Annotated in this window: 9 protein-coding genes; 2 read left to right on the top strand and 7 right to left on the bottom strand. The window is 37.4% G+C overall.

All coding sequences use genetic code 11. From position 1 onward, the window contains the following. Nucleotides 1-49: 49 nt before the first annotated feature. The 3 genes from gltS to AVFI_RS18925 form a co-directional block, all read right to left on the bottom strand. Entirely contained in the window at nucleotides 50-1273 is a 1224-nt protein-coding gene (gene gltS / locus AVFI_RS18935) for a sodium/glutamate symporter (protein ID WP_005422679.1), read from the bottom strand. A gap of 220 nt (nucleotides 1274-1493) precedes the next feature. Next, on the bottom strand, nucleotides 1494-2489 hold the full coding sequence (locus AVFI_RS18930) for a Solitary outer membrane autotransporter beta-barrel domain (RefSeq protein ID WP_188863656.1): 996 nt from the start codon (nucleotides 2487-2489) through the stop codon (nucleotides 1494-1496). Between the two features lie 176 nt (nucleotides 2490-2665). Beyond that, a complete protein-coding gene (locus AVFI_RS18925; protein WP_188863655.1) occupies nucleotides 2666-4492 on the bottom strand; it encodes an ABC transporter ATP-binding protein in 1827 nt (608 codons plus the stop codon). A gap of 190 nt (nucleotides 4493-4682) precedes the next feature. Here AVFI_RS18925 and AVFI_RS18920 point away from each other — a divergent pair, with 190 nt between their 5' ends. Next, nucleotides 4683-5651: a CobW family GTP-binding protein gene (locus AVFI_RS18920; protein ID WP_155662767.1), complete on the top strand. Its 969-nt coding sequence runs from the start codon at nucleotides 4683-4685 to the stop codon at nucleotides 5649-5651. A 67-nt stretch (nucleotides 5652-5718) separates the two neighbouring features. Here the strand turns inward: AVFI_RS18920 and ylqF are convergent, their stop codons facing one another. From ylqF to AVFI_RS18900, 4 genes are all read right to left on the bottom strand, one after another. Beyond that, nucleotides 5719-6654, bottom strand: a complete 936-nt coding sequence (gene ylqF / locus AVFI_RS18915; RefSeq protein WP_005422686.1) for a ribosome biogenesis GTPase YlqF — start codon at nucleotides 6652-6654, stop codon at nucleotides 5719-5721. Between the two features lie 140 nt (nucleotides 6655-6794). Beyond that, entirely contained in the window at nucleotides 6795-7244 is a 450-nt protein-coding gene (locus AVFI_RS18910; protein ID WP_005422687.1) for a lipoprotein, read from the bottom strand. A gap of 12 nt (nucleotides 7245-7256) precedes the next feature. Then, complete coding sequence (locus AVFI_RS18905) at nucleotides 7257-9368, bottom strand: LruC domain-containing protein (RefSeq protein ID WP_188863654.1); 2112 nt, start codon at nucleotides 9366-9368, stop codon at nucleotides 7257-7259. A 313-nt stretch (nucleotides 9369-9681) separates the two neighbouring features. Continuing rightward, nucleotides 9682-10482 carry an EAL domain-containing protein gene (locus AVFI_RS18900; protein ID WP_012535613.1) on the bottom strand — a complete coding sequence of 267 codons (801 nt, stop codon included), beginning with the start codon at nucleotides 10480-10482 and terminating at the stop codon, nucleotides 9682-9684. A 397-nt stretch (nucleotides 10483-10879) separates the two neighbouring features. On the opposite strand from AVFI_RS18900, the gene AVFI_RS18895 reads away from it, so the two are divergent. Then, nucleotides 10880-20965 (top strand): DUF11 domain-containing protein, encoded by a 10086-nt coding sequence (locus AVFI_RS18895; protein WP_155662765.1) that lies wholly within the window; start codon nucleotides 10880-10882, stop codon nucleotides 20963-20965. The last annotated feature ends 18 nt before the right edge of the window (nucleotides 20966-20983 follow it).

Genomic DNA, 20983 nt, shown 5'->3' with positions numbered 1-20983 from the left:
ATAAAAAAGCCCTAACTCCATGAGAGGTAGGGCTTTTTCTTGGTTTTTCTTATCCGATAAAACTGATGTAAGTTTGTAAAATAATTAAATTTACAATATCAATAAAGAAAGCACCAACAATTGGAACGACCATAAATGCTTGTGGAGAAGGGCCGAAGCGAGAAACCAATGAGCCCATGTTCATTACTGCTGTTGGTGTAGCGCCAAGACCAAAACCACAATGACCACCAGCCATTACTGCCGCATCATAATTTGAACCCATTACTCTGAAGGTTACAAAGTATGAGAATAAAGCAAGTACCACTGTTTGAATTGAAAGAATGATAAGTAATGGAATCGCTAGATCAAAGATATTCCACAGCTTAAGACTCATCAATGCCATTGCTAAAAACAGAGCCAATGAAACGGTACCTAAAATATCGACAGTTTCTGTGTCGATTTTATGTACTTTAGTGACTTCGGTAATATTTGTAATGAATACACCAATGAATAGAGCGTATACAAAATCAGGTATTTTTAACCATGCGATGTCAAATGTTGCGATAAAGTCACCAAGATGACCTGCACCAACTACACAAAGCAGTAATACAAATAATGTCTCGATTACTTTTTTTGCGGTTACTTTTTCTTCTTCACGTTCATTGTAGGTAACAACTTCAGGGAAGCGTGAATGTGTATCAACGCCAGTGCCGTATTCTGATTCTAAATTATGCTTATGAATTAATTTTTGTGCGATAGGGCTACCAATTAATCCACCCATGATTAAACCAAATGTAGCTGAAGCCATTGCAAGCTCAAGCGTATTTAAATGGTATGTCTCAGCAAATGTATGTGACCAAGCTGCACCTGTACCATGACCGCCAGATAGTGTAATTGAACCTGCGATTAACCCCATTAGAGGGTCAAGTCCCATTAAGCTAGCAAGGCTGACGCCAATACCATTTTGAATAATGATATAAACAGAAGCTACAGCAAGGAAGATAAATACTTTACTTCCGCCTTTAATTAATTGTTTGTAGTTTGCAGCAAGTCCTACTGTACTAAAGAACATCAACATGAATGTGCTTTGTAATGGCAGTGAGAACTTTAAGTTAATCCCTTGGAAATGTAGGATCGTAATGAAAAAAGCTACGATTAATCCACCTACAATTGGCTCTGGGATATTGTATTTTTTGAATAGTACGACTTTTGAATTGATCAAGTGGCCGAGGAATAACACGGCAATTGCAATTAAAAATGATTCAAGCGCACCAATAGATAGAGTGTGTGACATAGTACTCCTAAGTTGAAATATCTAATTTATAGTTTCGTCCACAATTTTAAATTATGCGAAAATAAATGAAGAATACATGTATTTTAATGCATTCTTAATCTAGATATTGTCTGATTTCAGGGACTGATAGTATCATTTTTATTAATAGAGTTGGGTTAGCGTATGGTAAAACATATGAATACGCTGTTAATATTGAAAATAAGTATGAAAAATTTGGTTGCTATTCATCGTAAAAAAGTACAATGCTGCCGCCGCGTAGGGCGCTACCCACGTTAAATGTGAAGCCGATTCCAACATTATCAACTAAAGAAATCCACTTTCTCGTATCGATTAACCATGCAATATTGAACTCATAATAAAAGTCGGTTCCAAGTGGTTCATTTGCGTCTCCACCAAGATCAACTCGTTTGGCTTTTAGGTATAAAACTTGTGCTAAACGATTCCAATGTGCCATGTTATATCGCAGTTGAATGCTGTTTACGAAACGCCAAACTTCAGGATTTGCATCAGAGCTGTAATCTGATGAGCCACCAAAGCCTTGCCCATAAGCATAGTGGTAGCTGTTGTTAAAACGCCACTCACCCCAATCGGTTTCTTTTTTGTATTGGAAAGTAATTTTGGGTTCAATAATGAACGCATTACTGGATACGTTGTAGTACAGACCGTCTAAAACAGGAGCGAAACTCTGACTGAAATCAGAATTATAAGTATGAGTATTTCGATAGTGCATTAAATGTAAGGCATTACCAACTGAAATAGTCCAATTCTCATAGAAATCATAGTTTTGGGCGTATTCTGCATATAAACCAAATATTTCATCTAAATCAGAATCGGGTGAGGTTTTATCTTTGAACTCGACATCAACATCAGTATTCACATATGAAGCTCTTACCGTGATTTCATGTGACCAGCGTGAGTCAGGATCATCGGTTAACTCAAAAGTATAGGGTAACGAATATACTGTCATTTGGTTACGCAGCTGAATGGAATCATTGCTACCTAAACCATTGTCAGGGTTATTTTCATCTTTAGATAAATAGCGGTTTGGATTGAAGTCAGCAATACCGAAAGTGATCATATTACTGTCTGATAAAACTAATGATGTTGCGAAGGCTTCTTCAAATTGGCTTGCAGGCGTAAAGTTACGAGCTTCAGCTTTATCGTATGCTAAATAAAGCAATATCATAATAAGCAGTGAAGGACGTAGCCTTATCATTCGTTTATAACCTTATATCGTTAATTTATAAATATATAGATACAATCTAGTTCAAAATCAAGTAATAATCTACTTCAAATCAGTATCTTAAATGATAATGGAGATAAAATTATTCCAGATAATATAAACACGCTACATAAACGTTAGCGGCGTGTTTATTTATCTTAGAACTTATGTTATTCGCTAATGAATCCACCAGTTTGATGGTTCCAAAGTTGAGCGTAAATGCCACCTAATGCAACGAGTTCTTTATGTGTGCCTTGCTCAACAACTTGACCTTTATCCATCACTAATAAGCGGTCCATTGCTGCAATGGTAGATAAACGGTGCGCAATGGCGATAACAGTTTTGCCTTGCATTAATTCATCAAGGCTATCTTGGATCGCAGCTTCAACTTCAGAATCTAATGCTGAAGTTGCTTCATCTAAAATTAGTAAAGGTGCATCTTTTAATAGTACACGCGAGATAGCGATACGTTGGCGTTGACCTCCCGATAATTTCACACCACGCTCACCAACTTGTGCGTCATACCCTTTACTACCAAAAGAGTCAGTTAAGGTTTCAATGAACTCGTGTGCTTGTGCTTGTTTGGTTGCTGCAAATAGTTCTTCGTCAGTTGCATCTGGACGGCCATACTTTATATTATCGCGAATAGAACGATGAAGTAGGGAGGTATCTTGGCTTACCATACCAATTTGGCTTCTTAATGAGTCCTGAGTGACATCTCTAATATCTTGACCGTCAATAGATATCGAACCTGACTCAACATCATGAAAACGGAGTAGCAGATTAACAAGTGTTGATTTACCTGCACCTGAACGGCCAACTAAACCGATTTTTTCACCAGGTTTAATTTCCAGATTCAAATCATTAATTACGCTCTTATTTTCACCATAGTTAAAGTTTACACTGTCAAACTTAATGGTTCCTTTAGACACATTAAGCTCTGAAGCATTTTCTTTATCTGTGATTTCAATAGGCTTAGAGAGGGTGTTAATACCATCAGTAACCGTTCCAAGGTTTTCAAATAGTGAGCTGATTTCCCACATTATCCAGTGTGACATGCCATTTACACGAAGAGCTAAACTAATAGCAATAGCGATAGCACCAACACTGAGAACGTTATCTAACCAAAGGGTAATAGATACAGCTGCAATTGAGAAAACCAATAAGTAGTTAATGATTTCAACAGAAATATTAATGCCTGTAGCTAAACGCATTTGCTTGTGAACTGTGCCTAGAAACTCTTCCATTCCTTCTTCAGCGTATTGAGTCTCACGCTTACTGTGGCTAAAGAGTTTCACTGTGTTGATGTTGGTGTAACTATCAACCACACGTCCTGTCATTGTTGAACGAGCATCAGCTTGTTGTTCTGAAATAGCTTTAAGTTTAGGTACAAAGTGAAATTGAATCGCTACGTAAGCTGCAAACCAAATGAGCATTGGCAACATTAATCGCCAATCTGCTTGACCAACCATGACAACCATGGAAGTAAAGTAAACAGAGACATAAACCAATACATCTAATAACTTCATTACCGTCTCACGAACGGCTAAAGCAGTTTGCATTACTTTTGTTGCAATACGACCAGCAAAGTCATCTGAGTAAAATGAAACACTTTGTTTTAATAAGTAACGGTGTGCTTGCCAACGAATTGCCATTGGGTAATTACCTAATAACGTTTGGTGCGTTAGCAAAGAATGTATAAATAAAAGGATAGGAACAATAACAACAATTAAAAAACCAAGCAGTAGTAATGTTTGTCCTTCTTGAGCTAAAAAGGTTTCTCTATCATGAGTTGATAGCCAATCAACGAGCTGTCCCATAAAGCCAAATAATGATACTTCGATCATAGCAATAACGGCACTTAATAGTGACATGCTAATTAATGGAACTTCAAAGCCTTTAGTGTAATGACGACAGAATGCATACAAACCTTTGGGTGGTTGGTCGGGCTCTTGTTTTGGAAAAGCAGTCGTTAACCGCTCAAAGAATTTAAACATAATTAAACCTTAAAATTATTAGCCAACGTTCACTATAGTGAAGTTGTTTGTACATATTATTAACATAACCTAAATCAAGTGCTTATTGTAATGTTTTTATAGGATAAGTAGAGCTGTTTATTAAAAAAATTAGTAGGTTGAGACTCAGTAGAGGTATGATGAAAAAATACCATCACAACAGAGTAAGCAAATGAAAAAAATACCAACCAATATTATTACGGGTTTTCTAGGTGTAGGAAAAACCACCACCATCTTACAATTACTAAAAAATAAACCAGAGAATGAATCTTGGGCAGTATTAGTAAATGAATTTGGTGAAATTGGCATTGATGGTGCTTTTCTTGCTGAAGGCGGTGCCATGGTGAAAGAAGTTCCTGGCGGCTGTATGTGTTGTACTGCCGGTCTTCCTATGTCTGTTGGGATTAACGCGTTACTGAGACAAAAACCGGATCATTTAATTATTGAACCAACAGGGTTAGGGCACCCTAAAAAAATCATTGCTATTTTACAATCAGAAAACTATGAAAAGTACATTGATTTGAAAGCAACGATTGGCCTTGTTGACCCAAGAAACCTATCTGATGATAAGTATGTATCTAATCAAAACTTTAATGATCAATTGGGTATTTCTGATGTCGTTGTCGCGACTAAGATGGATATGGTTTCAGATTACGATGAATGTTTATTTGATTCATGGGCAAAAGAACTGTCAACTCAACCTAAAACAACGAAGATAAATTATGGTGAGCTACCACAATCTTGGTTGGATGAAGAGCGTACTATTGAGTTAACGATTGAAGAACATCACCACCACCATGCTGAACAAGATATTGTCGAAATGGCTCTTGAACCAGGTCAGAAGTTTTGCAGAAAAGAGAATAAAGGCCAAGGCTATGTAAGTTGTGGATGGTTTTTTGGCGCTGAATCAGTGTTTGATTTTGAAGAATTGTTTTCGATGTTATCAGATTTGAATGCAGAACGGATTAAAGCGGTAATGAATACTGATAAAGGGTGTTATGCATTTAATGTGGCTAATCGTGTCGTCTCTGTTAATCAGTTAAGTATTGAAGGAATGGAATCAAAACTTGAAGTGATTGATACTCAACTGCTTCCATGGGATCAGTTAGAAACAATATTGCTAAGTCTGATCATTGAATAATTGATATTGATGTACAGATAAAAAAGGGGAGCGTAAAGCTCCCCGTTTGCATTTTTGTAATGGAATATTAGCGTTTGTTTTTCAGATAACGTTTACGACGCTCTTCTTTTTTCTTCGCTTTTTCTTCTTCTTTACGAGCGGCATCAATTTCAACTTGAATTAACTCTTCAGTGATCATCTCTGGTAATTCAAGAGTGACTTGACCGAGAACACCTGAGCGTAATTCATGAAGTAAAATCTCAGACGCTTTGTAAAGGTTGATTCGACCACCAGCTTGTAAACAACCACGGCTGCGTCCAATCGCTTCCATTAGTTCTAAATCATTGTCTGGTAGTTCATCTAACTTGTAACGTTCTTTTAAACGTTCTGGGTATTGTTTAGCAAGATATTCAACAGTGTAGAATGCAACTTCGTCATATTCCATTGCTGTATCTTTTACCGCACCAGTTGCCGCTAAACGGAATCCACTATGTGGGTTTTCAACTTTTGGCCATAAAATTCCTGGGGTATCAGAAAGTACCACACCGTTTTGAAGATTAATGCGTTGTTGACGGCGAGTAACCGCTGGTTGGTTACCTGTCACAGCAATTGTACGACCGGCTAAAGTATTAATGATGGTTGACTTACCAACATTCGGAATACCCATGATCATGGTACGAACGTTTTTCCCCATTGCCTCTCTGTGAGGAACAAGTTTACGACATACTTCCATGATTTTATGGATTTCTTCTGGGTTTTCTGTAGTAACCGCCATTGCAGTTACGCCTTGTTCTTTTTCTAAATGCTCAATCCAAAGTTGAGTTACTTCTGGATCCGATAAATCACGCTTATTAAGTACTTTTACACACGGCTTGTCTTTACGAATAGAAGAGATAAGCGGATTTTCACTACTAAAAGGAATACGGGCGTCAAGAACTTCAATGATAACATCGATTTTTGGCACAACTTCTTCAATCTCTTTACGAGCTTTGTGCATGTGTCCCGGGAACCATTGGATGGACATGGCGTGAATCCTTTAAAAACGAAAAGGGTTATTTTAACGGTAAAGTGGAAAGTGTAAAGAGCTCCTTGTATTGCTTGGTCATTTTGTATAAAAAACGGCCTAAATAGGCCGTTTAAATTAATGCATAGTTTTAATGATGTTCATAAAGTAGCAACAACAGTATTATCAACGATATCTATCATTTGCTTTATTTCACTGCCTAGTGCTGAAGGGTACCAAATTTCCACCCAAACCTTATCGACGTGGTTTGGAAGCATCATACTGCTTTTAAATTCGGTACTGTCATTCATTGGGGTTAGAATGATTTGAGATGTATAGTCTACGGCACCTTCATTAAATTCAGTGTAGATAGACATAAAACCTCGATCACTTTGAGAGCTTGCAACAGAAAGGTCGAAAGTGACTTCTCGTTCTGTTGAGAATGTAAAGCCTTCTGGTACCGACAACTCACTTGTTTTAATACCGCTTTCTTTTTTAGGTACATCTGCCGCTGCAGGTGCTGCTCCCCCCGATGTACCAGATGACGAATCACTACATGCCGAAAGAAAAGTAATGATGGCGATACTTAGTAATATATTAATTCGTTTCATAAATCCTCCTTGTTAGTCAGCAGTTGACCAAGTATTACTAGCTGTAGGGTTAAGGTACCAAGTTGTTTTTTCTGTACCGCCTGATGTTGCCCATTCAGCGAAGTCTGGGTAAGCATCACCAATATCAATATATTCTGATGGATGATTCCAAGATGATGAAATTAATATCCCCCATGGAAGATTTCCGGTTGTACGGTAGTATTTACTTGTTGCAGGGTCTGAATCATCCTGAGCAATACCATAGAAACTGCTCACCAATGTCCCTTTACTTGTCGGTGGGAAATCCGCTGTGTGAATTTCTAAATCTGTCCCTGGCGCTGTAGAGAAGCTATCACCGTGATACAAGCCATAGCCTGCAGCAAAGATGAATGGGTCAGCACCATTTAGAGGCAATAGTGAACTTACACTAGGCTCACTACCATCATTGAAAGGAAGTGAGATGCTAAATGTCATCTGCTCTGATTCAAGTGATGCACTACATGATGGATTTGTACGGTGGAATTTACACTCTTCGTTAATGATTATGTCTTCTCGTAGATTTAATGAGGCAACAACAACCAAGTCTCCACCAGGAGAGGCGATAGATTTGTCTTCGCCAGTAAATGGTGAAATATTCGCTCGAGTCACGCCATTTTTTTCTAAACGAGCCAACGATAGGTTTATATCCGATTCAGAGAAACCATTCAGTTTCCAACCTAGACCGTTACCATAAGATGCTCCGTATGCCATGATGGTCCCAGTGATATCAAATCGTAATACTTCACCATCTTTACTCACAATAGTAGTTCGGTAATAGGCAACCACATCATTTAAGTCAAAATCACCAATTTCAGGCCAGTTATCCTCAAATGCTGCAGTATAATAACCAGAATGCTGAATTGTTGTTCCCGGGTCAGTAACGTCAAATACATAGTCTTCGACCTCACCATCACCAACGTAACCCGAGCTTGGTATATTAGGGTTGCTTGATAAACGGAAACGAGTTTGTACAGAACCTATAGTTGCGCTATCGCTGACTCTAATTGGAACGATTTGTACGCCACTCACAACTGGGTGGTTTGTTAAAATTTGTTCCCCTTCATCAAATGAACCGTTCATATCCCAATCAGCCCATGCTTGTAAATAACCACTGCCACTGGCATTTACATTAATTAAGGCGTCTAAGCCTTTTTCTAAACTGGTCAAGATAGTGATACCGTCATCGTCGTTACCGTCAACATCAAGATCATCACCATTTGATGCGATCCCTGGTTGGCCATCGGTATCTGCATCGACGCTACTACCTAAGTAAAGGGTACTTGTCATAGCATGTTCTGCACCGTCATTGGATTTTAAGGTGTTGTAGCTATCAGGAGCATCACCAAAATCAGATTCATCAGAGCTTCCAATTGGTGGAGTAAAGTCATCAAGATCCCAGTTACCATCAAAAGCAGAAAAAATTGGGTTTGGCAAAGGACTGTTGCTAGCGGTAACGGTTTCAAATTGAAGAGTCACAATAGACGTGTTTTTATAGGTAAATTTTACAGCACCTGAAGTGTCGGTTTCATTATAGTTTGTGCCAGGACCTGTGAACAAAACAGAAAGACCATCAGGACTTTCTTCTGCTGTTAGACTTGCTCCGGCAGAACCGGTTTGATAGCTGAAAAACCCTTCGTTTTTATATACACGAACTTGCTCTGATTGTACTGGCTCACCATCTATATCGTAACCAATCATCTCAAATTCAGGGATAGTATAAGGAATTGAAAAAGTACCAGATAATCCATCGGTTCCATCAAAAAATTCAAAAGTATAAATAAGACCAGCAGGGCCTGGAGAGTTTGTTTGGTAAAGGAAACCAATATCTCCACTAGGTTGTGTTGAACCTTCTTTATAATTAGGTGTGTGGTATAGGAAAGTGGCATCACCAATAATTCGGCTGCTTATCTTCGCATCAATAGTTTTACCGTTATGAACACCAACGTTTAGGAAGTGCATAACAGGGCCATCATATGAGGGACCAAAACTATTATTTAGATTGGTGTCTTCAATATGATTTGAAAAGTCCAAATCAACGATGGTTGCATGAATAGGAATGCTCGCAGTAGCGAGGGCAATAATCGGTATAAGTTGTTTGTATTTCATAGTCAGCCTCTACTCAATCTTGATGAGACGCTCTCAAAAAATGAAAGCTCTAACGCGTGAAAAAACTCGATGTATTATTCGATTATCTATGTATCAAGCAATACACATACCATTTAGAGCTAGTAGAGGGGAATTAAATTTAATTTATTGAAATATCGAGTTTTAATTTTTTATTTCTGTGCAGTATAGGTATGAATTCTGTTTAGATAAGCAGGGCTATCCTCAATATAGGAATCAATATGAGAATATAAATGTTACAGGTGATTTTGAGTAACAGATGGATGTTTATCCAGCTGTTACTCATTAAGAAGAGTTAAGCCGCTTGATGATTTTGTTCGTGTAAAGGTAATGGTTTTCCAAGCAGGAAACCTTGAAAATAACCAATATTTAATTTTTTCATTAGCTCATATTGATGAGGTGTTTCAACACCTTCAACAATCGTTAAAGCATCTTGTATTTTTGCTATAGAAAGTGCAGATAAAAGAGGAGCTTTGACGCCAGCTTCATACTTTAATAATAGAGCTCGGTCGATTTTAATTACGTTTGGGTTTAATTGTGAAACTCTTTTTGCAGAAGAGGCTTCCGATCCATAATCGTCAATAGCGACAAAAAAATCGTGCTCTTTGATCATCTCGATAGCATTGATGAGCCTCTTTTCATCTTGGTAATGAAATTCTACTAATTCAAATACGATGTTTTGTGGAGATAGATTTAATGCACTGATTCTTGACTCTAATAGCATTGCATTTATATCAGGTAAATGACTGGTATAAAGAAGGACTGCAGATTCAGGTAAAACATTTAAGAATAGTTTGCAATTTAATGGAGCAAAGGTAGAAAAGTTGCGGATATGAATAACGCGACTTAAGCGTTCGATATTTAATATCTGTTCTAAGGTGCGAGATAAGTCCGAAAAGAAAAGGTCGGGTCTGATTGGCTGAGCATTTGAGTCTTGAATTCTAAGCAATGCTTCATAACCAAAAATATTCATTTGTTTATCAAATATTGGTTGGAAAACACTTCTCAAAATGAAGCCGTCATATTGAGCGCAATATGAACCTGCGTCATCAATGAATAAATGAGTTTGAAACTCGTCCTGTGTTGCCAATAGCATTCGTAACTCCTTATACGTTCCAGTATTGATATCTGAATCAATTAAATTAAGCAAATGAACGAAAAGGAAAAATCGAGTGAAATCACAGATTAAGTGTTTCAAAGTTAAGAATTTGCTGAGTAGGGAATTCGATGAAACAAAACATAATCGCGCCTTAAATGGTATTTATTTGGTCAATGTATTTAGTTCTTTTCATTAAAAAAATAATACCTTGTGCTCATTTATGAATAATTGATTGCTATAACTCTTGATTTAATAATTACTCTCACAAATGATACAAAATTTAAGTTAAATTAATATTTAATTGACACCTTTGCGGTTCTTGTTCGATTGACAAGGGAAGTGATTAACCTTGAGTTTGAATTTTTAACATGTTGTGGGTTGGATAAATTAAAATATGAAATCATTTTTACGATTGAATTGTACTCTGATAAGTATGATGATCTTTTTTGTGAGTTCTTTGTTGCAGATAAACCATGTTTCTGCAGCTGATTTATCTGTTAATGTCTCTTCTGATACGACTATTTATGAAAATAGTAGCGAAGTGGCTTATACCATCACTGTTGATAATTTAACATCGAATACCATTGATAATATTTCTCTTTCCGCTGATTTTTTATCTGTGATGTCAGGCAGTGAGCTTGCATTTCAATCGACAGAAATTTCTGGAAAGGCTACATGGTTCTCTAATAAAGGGGATTTTAATACATCTGGTGACCTTATTGTTTCCAATGCAAAATTAAACTCAGGTGGTACATTAACTTATACCGTTTTAGCAAATGTATCAGAACTTGCTCAAGATGATATTTCAGTTCAAGCTACAGCGACAACAGATACGGAAACAATTGATTCAAATATAGCTATTGTTAAGCCCGCGCCATATGAATATTCATTAACACTTTCTGCAGATAAAAGTGAATATAAACTTAGTCAACAAATAACCTATACACTTGTAGCCCAAAATACAGGTAGTTATAAAGTACAGCATTTATCTATTAATCAACTTTTTGCTTCTTTATCGGTTGAGTCAATTGACGGGACATTAATTTCGCCATTTTCATCCGTGGCCATTAGTGCAAAAAAGAGTGGGGGAAATAGTGATATTGGCTCTTTCCCTTCGCAAGGTGACTTAGAAGTAATTGATGCTGTAATTGATGTAGGTGGAAATTTAACTTATACGATTAAAGCCACTGTTGTAGATACGTTAGTTGGTGACATTGTCACCTCTGCGGTTTCGAATACCAAAGATGGTAGTATAAATAGTAACGAATTAACGACACCACCTTCGAATGGCCAATTGGAAATAACATTACATGAATTTGATCAAACTTCGCCTTATTTGATTAATGGTGAGATGCTTATTCGTCTTAGTGTTGGAAATACTGGTGGTGGAATCGTTCATAATTATCGAGTTCAACATAATATCGCTACATTATTATCAACATTAGGTAATGATTTAGATGAAGCAAAGTATGATCACACCGATGTCCAAGGTAACCCTTATCAATCATGGATCGCGAAAGTTGATAGCATAGGTACACATTCTATTTCTGCGTTGAATACCAGTGGTTCATTATCAGATGCTGTTTTTGATGATTTAGTATCGGTTTACCCAAATGAAACCATTGATTATTCGATAAAAACTATTATTACTCCTGTAACTGTTGGAACAATCAATAATTTAATTGCAAAAGTACTTAAATCTGACGGTACTCTTGCAGGTTCAACAAGCCAAATTTCAACACCGATTGATGCAGAGAGAGTATTACAAACAAGTGATTCGGAAATAAAAATCACGAAAGATACTGCTCAGAGTGAGTATGTTCCTGGTGGTTCAGTTGTCTATGACATTACTGTTGAGAATACATCTAATAAATACTTTGCTAATAATTTGATAATTGTAGATAAATTATCATGTATAAAAACAGAGCAAGCTGGTGGTGCTGGCCAAGGGAGCGCATTTAAATCTTGGAAGTTGGAAGTTACGGACGGCAAAGACAAGATTGGTACTGACGCAGGTAAATTTAATTATGGCGCGAGTCAGACTGGGGATTTAGCCATATCACCTGATATCGCACCAGGTAAAAAAGTAACTTATAAATTAACAGCAATCGTAAATGACACGAGTGTTGGAACCATTATTGATGATGATCCAAGTTGTTCTGATGACATATCCGAAGGTGGAACAGGGGTTGAAATGCCTGACGATAGTCTTTCTGTAACCAAAGATGTCGATTCATATTATTACTCAGCAGGACAATTACTTACTTACACTATTAAAGTAACGAATAATGGTGATGGTTTTGCTAACCAAGTACCAGTAGTTGATGATCTTGCATCTATCATGGTAGATAGCATCAATGGAACTCCTGTACCTGCTTATTCAAGCTGGGCTATTACGGCAAACGCCGAGCATATTGATGGTACGCCTGCTACGTCAACAGATACAGGGATAGTTGGAGTTATTACATCTCCTGATATTTTAGATGTTGAAGCAACGATTGAGCCGAAAACAATCGTAACATACACAGTAAAAGCGAGAACATCTAATACCGCAAATGGCACAATTACCAATGAAGTGATTGTTGATGGAAAAGCCATTGCGGATAGAGGTTCTGTACCTAGAGATTTTACGGTTTCGATAAACAAATCAGTAAAGGTGAATGGAGCGACGTCATTTAGTGGTGAACAAACTTCTTATTCTAAACCTGCAACAGAAATTACTTATCAGTTGGTATTAAAAAATGATAAATCAAATGGTTATGCTACGAATGTAAATGTGATTGATCCAATATCTACCATTCAAGCTGATATGTTAGAACCTGATAATACATTAATGCCTGTTTTTACTACGTGGACGATTGATGTAGACAAAGAGGTTGTTGATACAGCTGGTTTGTCAGCGCAAGAAGAAGCTGATCTGTTAGCTGCTACGGATGTTGGTATTGTTGAAAATAATAAGGATCTTGATACTACAGCCCAAATTCCACCTAATGTTCGTATAATTTATACGATCACAGCACAAATTGACCGTACTAACCCTAACAAAATCGTGTGGGGTAGTTTTAATAATATTGCAACAGTAACTACGCCAGATAACGGAAAATCAAATAGTGACAATGCATGGGTTAGGCCTAAAGACCCAGATGTATTTGTGACAAAAACCAGCAGTAATGAGCATTTTGAAATAGGTAAAGAAGTTACTTTTGATATTTACATTTTTAACAAAGGCGCAGGTTTTGCAAATGATGTTGATGTAAAAGATGACATTATTGGAATGGATGTTTTTGAACCCGGCTGGAAAATAGAGGCATCAACGGAAGGACATCTTAATAGTGGCAGTTTTGCAGACGATAAGTCAAATTGGCAAGATGGAAATAACATAAATTCAAAAATTGATATTGATCCACAAGAATCTGCGGGCTCCTTTGGTGGTATGGGGTATGTTGTGTATTCTGTAACCGGTGTCGTAAAATCAGATTATGCAAAAGAAGAAATATCAAACACCGCTGAAATTCACGATCCTGCAACGGGAACTGATCATTCATCAACCGCTGAAATTGGTAAAGATGTCGTTACCGAAAAATTTAATGTTTCAATTTTAAAAACATCAGATAAGGTAAAAGTGGTACCCGGTGAGGACATCACTTACACCATCACACTATTTAATAATAGCTCAACGGTCACCGCTGATCGATTAACCGTTGCTGACCTGATGTCAGAAATTAAATCTGTGCTAGCGAATGATAAAGACGATCATTTCCAAGATGATTTAGATAAGTCTCCTTTTGAATATTGGCAGATAAAATTAGATGGTGAAAGTGCGTTTGGCCCTAGCACTAATGAAGATTTTATTTACCCTGTTAAAGGCTCTGGTAACACGTTAGAACTTGCACCACAAGAAGCTAAAATCTTTCAGATTAAAGCCAAAGTAAAAGATAACTATGTCGGTACCGTTATATCTGGCTCTCAAACGAATTTATTGCCAAATGATGCGTATGTATATCGTGATTTTGGTGAAGTGGATGAAGCATCACACGTATCTCATCACGAAAATGAAATCGCTTGGAACGGTGCAGATACGATTCGAAATTTGCTCGTTAATGGTAGTCCTAACCAATACTACAGTCCTAGTGATGAACTGACTTATACCGTTAAAGTACTATCTAAAACTGGGTATTTAAATAACCATAAGGTATTGGAAGATATTCTTGGTTTAAATGTTTTATTGATGGATGGGTCGTCAGCTAACCCATTTTTAGATACGTTTAGCGTTACCGTAGACAAAGATGATACGAATGGTGGAAAAGGCACAACCAATGGCACTCTAGATGGTGTGGTGGAAGATAATAAGAACATTGATACTACCATTGATGTTGCTGGTGGAGACTATGTTCTTTATACAGTGAAAGGAATTGTTCGTAATGATGCCGTTGGTGATATTACGATCGGTGGAATAACGGTACGTCCAAATGAGTTCCACTTAACCTTCTCTAAAGAAGTGGATGAATTAAACTATAAACCTGGCGAGGCATTAACTTATCACCTGATTATTACTAATGATGGTAAGGGCAATGCTTATGATATCCCTGTTCTAGATGAAATATCAAAAGTACAAGTTGAGTTAGTTGATGGAACGATGGGATCCGCATTTTTGCCGGGGTGGACGATTGACCCTCAAGTGAGTGGCGATGCACCAGGCAGTAATGTTCAAGTTGGAACCACTACGGATGGTAGAGATTTAAATACAAGAGCTTCAATCCCAGCGGGAGCTACCATTGATTATGTTGTTACTACTACGGTAAACCCAACAGCAATAGGCGATATTATTAATATATTATCGGTTAATGGTGATCGTGTAAGTGCATTATCTAAACCCGATGCTCAAAAGTTTGAGTATTCAAAATCGATTCTTGCTTATTATGATACTGATGGTGTGACCAAGTTGAGTAGTGGTCTTGCTGGCTATAAACCCGATGGATTTATTGAGTATCAAATAGAAATAACCAATGATAATGAAGTTCACTTAAACGACATTACTATCACTGACCGAATTCGTTCAATTAAAACTGATTGTTACAATGTAACAACTGGCTCAATAGAACAATGTCCAGCGTTTGATAGTTGGCAGATTGTCACTGAGACGGACAGAAGCCCAATATCCAATCCTGGACATGTTCAAGATAATAGAGATATTGATACAGAATTTGATTTAGCTGCTAAAAGTTCAGATCCGCTTGGCTCATATGTTAGGTATAAAATTAAAGCTCATATTGTTGAAAATGCAGTAGGTGAATTTAAAAATAGTGCCTTGATTGATGGTCGACATACCGTGACATCAGATCGTTCAGTGATGCTACCTGTAGCATTAAACAAACTACATAAAGCTTATTCTGATAATGCACTGACTAGTGTTAAGAAAACCTACAACCATCAAACAGATCAACAAAAGGTCTTTTATCATCTGCGAATTGAAAACACAGGTGATGGTCTTGAATATGGAAAGGCTCTTATTGAAAAGTTTTCAGAGCTTAAAGTACGATTAGCACAAACCGCTGTAGGTCAAGGTAATAACGATAAAGCGTCTGTGTATCAACCGAATGGCTGGACAGTAACAGCAACAACATCAGGCGAACCAACGACTTCTATTGGTGGTTTTGTCGGTGGAAATAATGCAGATATTGATATTCCATCCGTGTCAATCGCCCCAAATGGATGGATAGATTTTGTAATGGAATCGCAAATTCGTGATGACAGTTTGGATGCGATAAAAATTACGCCAACTTATGGCGGTAGTAATCTTCCAAAATCAAACATTACTTCAGATCCTTCAGGCTTAGAAGTGACAAAAACCATTATTTCAGTGGGTGGGAAACCATACAGTCGTGGTGATACTTATAAACCGGGTGATACGGTTGAATATCAATTTATTGTTAAGAATATTCAACCTGTATGGCGTGATAACACCATTATTCAAGATCTGCTTTCTGAGATAAAAGTGGAAGTGATTGGTGGAGGTATCGAATCTGCATTAATCAATACCAACATTACTGATGTTGTAACAACAGGTTTAAATGGTAGCGTTGATACTAAACCTCTTGATTATGATCCCAAAGGGGATGTTGATATTAAAGAAGCTGATGGGCTTGATATCGCACCAATGGAAGAGATAACGTTCACAATCACAGGACAAATTCGTACTGATGCTGTTGGTATTGTTGACGCAAACACCGCTATTGGTGGAAATAATACCGTCAATACGGATCCTATTCCTCCTGTCGCACCAAAACTTGTTTTTGAAAAATTAGTAACCAATACGACAGCAGACAGTAGTACTTGTTCTTTTCCATCATCAACAGGAAGTGGCTGCCAATATAACCCTAGTGGTCAAGTCACTTATGAGGTGATCGTAAGAAATGACGGGGAAGGTACAGCTAATGATGTAGTAATTAAAGATATTGTAAGCTCAATTAAAACATCAGATGGTGGCAGTGCATTTTCATTAACTAATGTTCATTTACTTGAGCAACCCGATCCGTCTCGTTTTTCTATTACTGGTCAATATGAAGGGACATCTGATCTGAATGCCACATTCGATTTAATGTCAGGAGATACGGTTAAATTTGAAATATCGGGCACTGTTTCGAACGATGCAACCGGGTCAATCACTAATATTGCACAAGTTGATGGTACTAATACTAACGATGTAACACTTGATGCCGGAACCGCAAAAATTATTGCAATCAAACAATCTGATATCGATAGTTATACACCTGGACAGTCGATCAACTATACCATTCGTATATTAAATAAATCGGATACTAATACTGAAGTAACGATTGTTGATCTCATTTCATCATTCATGGTGGAAACGGCAGATGGAACGATGAAATCGGCATTAGAATCTTGGACTATAGTTTCTAAGGTTATCTCCGACGGTGATCATGATTCGACACCAAGTTATACGGATATAAGCAGTTTACCTACGAGTGGTGATATTAATTCTGTAATAAAAATGGCAGCAAGACATCTTGATTCAACATTGACTGAAGTTGAAATTAAGATCTCTGGGGTAATACGTAAAGATGCTATTGGCCAATTTACAAATACAGTAACGATCAATGGAGCTGATTATCGCGTTGATGTTGGTTATATCGTACCTGAAAAGGGAGAATTAACCGTATCAAAATCAGCAACAAAAACACCAGCAACCTATGTTCCTGGAGAAGTAATTGGTTTTGATGTTGAAGTTGAAAACATAGGTGGTGGTTACCTAACTAACGTTAATATTAGTGATTTAAGTAAAAGTATTAAAACGGATTTTGCGGGGCAGGCTCGTGATGGGCAAGTATTTGCACAGTGGGATATAACAAATATAACTGTGGTTGGCGCAGAACCGTCATTATCTCAGCCGATATCTGGTAGTGAAATTATCGGGTCATCGGGTTATGAAGTCAACTATAACATTGCACCGTCGCATAAGATCCAACTGCATCTTGAAGGGCAAGTTAATGATAAGGCAATGGGAGACATTACCAACATCGTTAACGTAACTGATGCCGAAAATAAATTAAAAAGAGCAGAAGCAACATACACACCTGAATTAGCGGCGTTAACGGTGAGTAAAACCATTGATAAACCAGTGTATGAGGCGGGAGATACGCTGACTTACACCATTAAAGTGACAAACACGACTGGCGCATGGGCGAAAGACGTTCAAATCAGTGATTTTTTATCAAAGATTGAAAGTACAACGATTGACGGTACAACCATTACTGCTTTTGACCCTAATTCAATAACCATTAGTGGTAGCTCATTAACGGGTGAGACAACCATTCCAACTATACATTCAGGTGATATGAATGGAACCATCGAAATAGCACCAAATGATGAGCTAACTATTACACTGAGTGCAGTATTGTTACCTACGATTCACGGTGAGGTAAAAAATACAGTAACGGTTGAATTAGATGGTGTATCACAAACGGCTGAAGCGATCAGTGTTCCGATTATTCCAACAGTGACTTTAACAAAAGAAGCGCCGGTAGAGTTTTATGTTCCAGGGGAGTCGTCTGATTTCATTATTACGGTTAAAAATGAAACTAATGGCTTTGCAGATGACATAAAAGTTGATGACATCATATCAGCATTAACCGTCGAGACGATTGACGGAACAACAGAGCAAGCATTTAGTCACTGGGTATTAGATGTAGAAGCCAATGACCCGAATACGGTTATTACCCGAACAAGTGCCACTATTAATGAAGATATCGAAGTGAATATCGATTTAGCTCCGTTAGATACTGTAACTTTTACAGTCAGTGGCGATGTAAATCAAAAAGCAGTAGGTATCATTAAAAATACAGCCGTTATGGATTTTAATGTCGTAACCATAACTAAAGAAGCAGAGTTAAAACCAGAACTTCAAAGTGTTTCATTTGAAAAAACATTAAAAGATGGCACTCAAGAAGGAAATTATGTTGCAGGAGAAGAAGCTGAATTCCATATCACATTAGTGAATAATGCCGCTAGTTTTGCTCAAAATATTAAAGTAACTGACTTAATTAGTGACTTAAAAGTAACAACTATTTTAGGTGGAACTGAAGATGCGTTCAGCTCTTGGCGTATTGATTATGAAATACAAAATGACAAATACGACACAACAACAATAGATCCACTACCTATCGGAAGTGATCTTGATGTAACTATCAACCTTGCCCCAAATGCTACTGTCGATTTTATTGTTAGTGGTGTTGTTAATCCTGATGCATTAGGAGAAATAAGCAATACCGCAAGTATGGATGATGGCACAACGAGCATTGATTCAACCGCCATTTTAAAACCAGAAGAAGTGGTCCTTATGGTTAAAAAAGTGGCAGATAAATCAGAATATACCAATGATGATGATGAAATTACCTTCACTTTAGGTGTCACTAACCGAGGTTCTTCAGACGTGACGGGAGTTCGCCTAGTTGATGAAATATCAAAACTACAAGGTGCAAATGGCAACCCATTATTTACTGAATGGACGGCAAAAATCATTGAATTTCCAAGTGGCGCTGTTGTAGATACTCAAAGTTCGGTTGATTTAGATTCAACTCAAACGCTAAAAGCATATGAAGGTAACGCATTTGAAATCATCATTGTTGGTCAAATTGGTAAAGGTCTTGATGATGATATAACTAACACATTTACTGCCACGACTCCGGGAGGAATAACGGCGGAAGACAGCGTAACTATTCATGTTAAGAAGTTTGCAGATAATGAAGGTGAACTGCAAGTAACCAAACAAGCACTTAAAGACTCAGCTCAAGTGGGTGATGTCATTGAGTACGAAGTCATCATTGAAAATCATAATGAAGCTGAATTTAAAGGGGTGAAATTAGAAGATAGATACCCTTCGGGTTTTCAATATGTGGAAGGTTCAACTGAAATAACAAACAGTGGACCTGATGGACAGTTCGATACATTTGATGATGTATTTAATACTCAAGAACCAAGTATTACTAATGTATTAACATTTAATATTGGCGATATGCTTGCGTATGGTTCAAGTGGTTCCACTATTCAAGAAAAGGTGCGTGTTCGTTATTTGTTGCGAGTAACCGTTGGTGCAACCTTTGGTAGTTATGTCAATACAGCTTATGCCATGACACCAGCAGAAGGAATGACGAGTGGGCCTCTGCAAATTAAGTCAAACATGAGTAGTGCTACCGTTGAAATTACGCCTGATAAGTTATTTGATACCGCATCAATTATTGGGAAAGTATTTGAAGATCATAACGGCGATGGCTACCAAGCAGAAGCAACGGCTTATGAGATTAAAATCACCGCAGATATACCTAGGTCAGCGTACATATCAAATTCAACAACCTTAGAGATTTTAGGTCAAGAAGAAAACGTAAGCGAAAGCGATATTGCACCTATCAATAAAAGTATAGTTATTGATCATCTATTTGGTTTATCGAGAAATAGGACTTTGCCAGAAGGAAACAAGGCAGTATTGCAATTTGCAACAATCACTAAAGATAAGTTTGATTTTACTGTAGAAACTGAAGATGGCACTCATATCCTGTTTAAAAAAGACGACAGTGTAATAACAAACCATACCGGTGACAGACAAGAAGGACTAACAGGTGAAAATCTGAATGTTACTCGTAATCTCTATAAAGATGGTGACCATTATTTGTGGGAAATTATCATCGAAAATATAGGCTTATATGAAGATGGTATTCCAGGAGTAAGGTTATTAACCGTTGAAGGGATCATTATAGAAACCGATCAATATGGTCGTTATCACGTACCTGATCAATGGGTATTAGATAAAAAAGGAAAACAATTCCTTGTAAAAGTCGACAGCGATTCATTGCCTACAGGGATGACAGTAATTAGTGAAAATCCGAAGGTATTACGAATAACACCGCATGCACTGACTAAATTTAACTTTAGTGTGCAAAGTGAAGAAAAGAATAACTCAAAATAATAAAAAGAAGAGAAGTTA

Origin of the sequence: Aliivibrio fischeri ATCC 7744 = JCM 18803 = DSM 507, from assembly GCF_023983475.1 — a bacterium.
Lineage (GTDB): Bacteria > Pseudomonadota > Gammaproteobacteria > Enterobacterales > Vibrionaceae > Aliivibrio > Aliivibrio fischeri.
The sequence above is the reverse complement of the archived record's forward strand: the minus strand, read 5'-3'. Positions and strand labels throughout refer to the sequence as shown.

Coding starts and splice junctions, on each gene's coding strand:
- gltS (WP_005422679.1), bottom strand. CDS start 1,273: ATGTCACACACTCTATCTATTGGTGCGCTTGAATCATTTTTAATTGCA.
- AVFI_RS18930 (WP_188863656.1), bottom strand. CDS start 2,489: ATGATAAGGCTACGTCCTTCACTGCTTATTATGATATTGCTTTATTTA.
- AVFI_RS18925 (WP_188863655.1), bottom strand. CDS start 4,492: ATGTTTAAATTCTTTGAGCGGTTAACGACTGCTTTTCCAAAACAAGAG.
- AVFI_RS18920 (WP_155662767.1), top strand. CDS start 4,683: ATGAAAAAAATACCAACCAATATTATTACGGGTTTTCTAGGTGTAGGA.
- ylqF (WP_005422686.1), bottom strand. CDS start 6,654: ATGTCCATCCAATGGTTCCCGGGACACATGCACAAAGCTCGTAAAGAG.
- AVFI_RS18910 (WP_005422687.1), bottom strand. CDS start 7,244: ATGAAACGAATTAATATATTACTAAGTATCGCCATCATTACTTTTCTT.
- AVFI_RS18905 (WP_188863654.1), bottom strand. CDS start 9,368: ATGAAATACAAACAACTTATACCGATTATTGCCCTCGCTACTGCGAGC.
- AVFI_RS18900 (WP_012535613.1), bottom strand. CDS start 10,482: ATGCTATTGGCAACACAGGACGAGTTTCAAACTCATTTATTCATTGAT.
- AVFI_RS18895 (WP_155662765.1), top strand. CDS start 10,880: ATGAAATCATTTTTACGATTGAATTGTACTCTGATAAGTATGATGATC.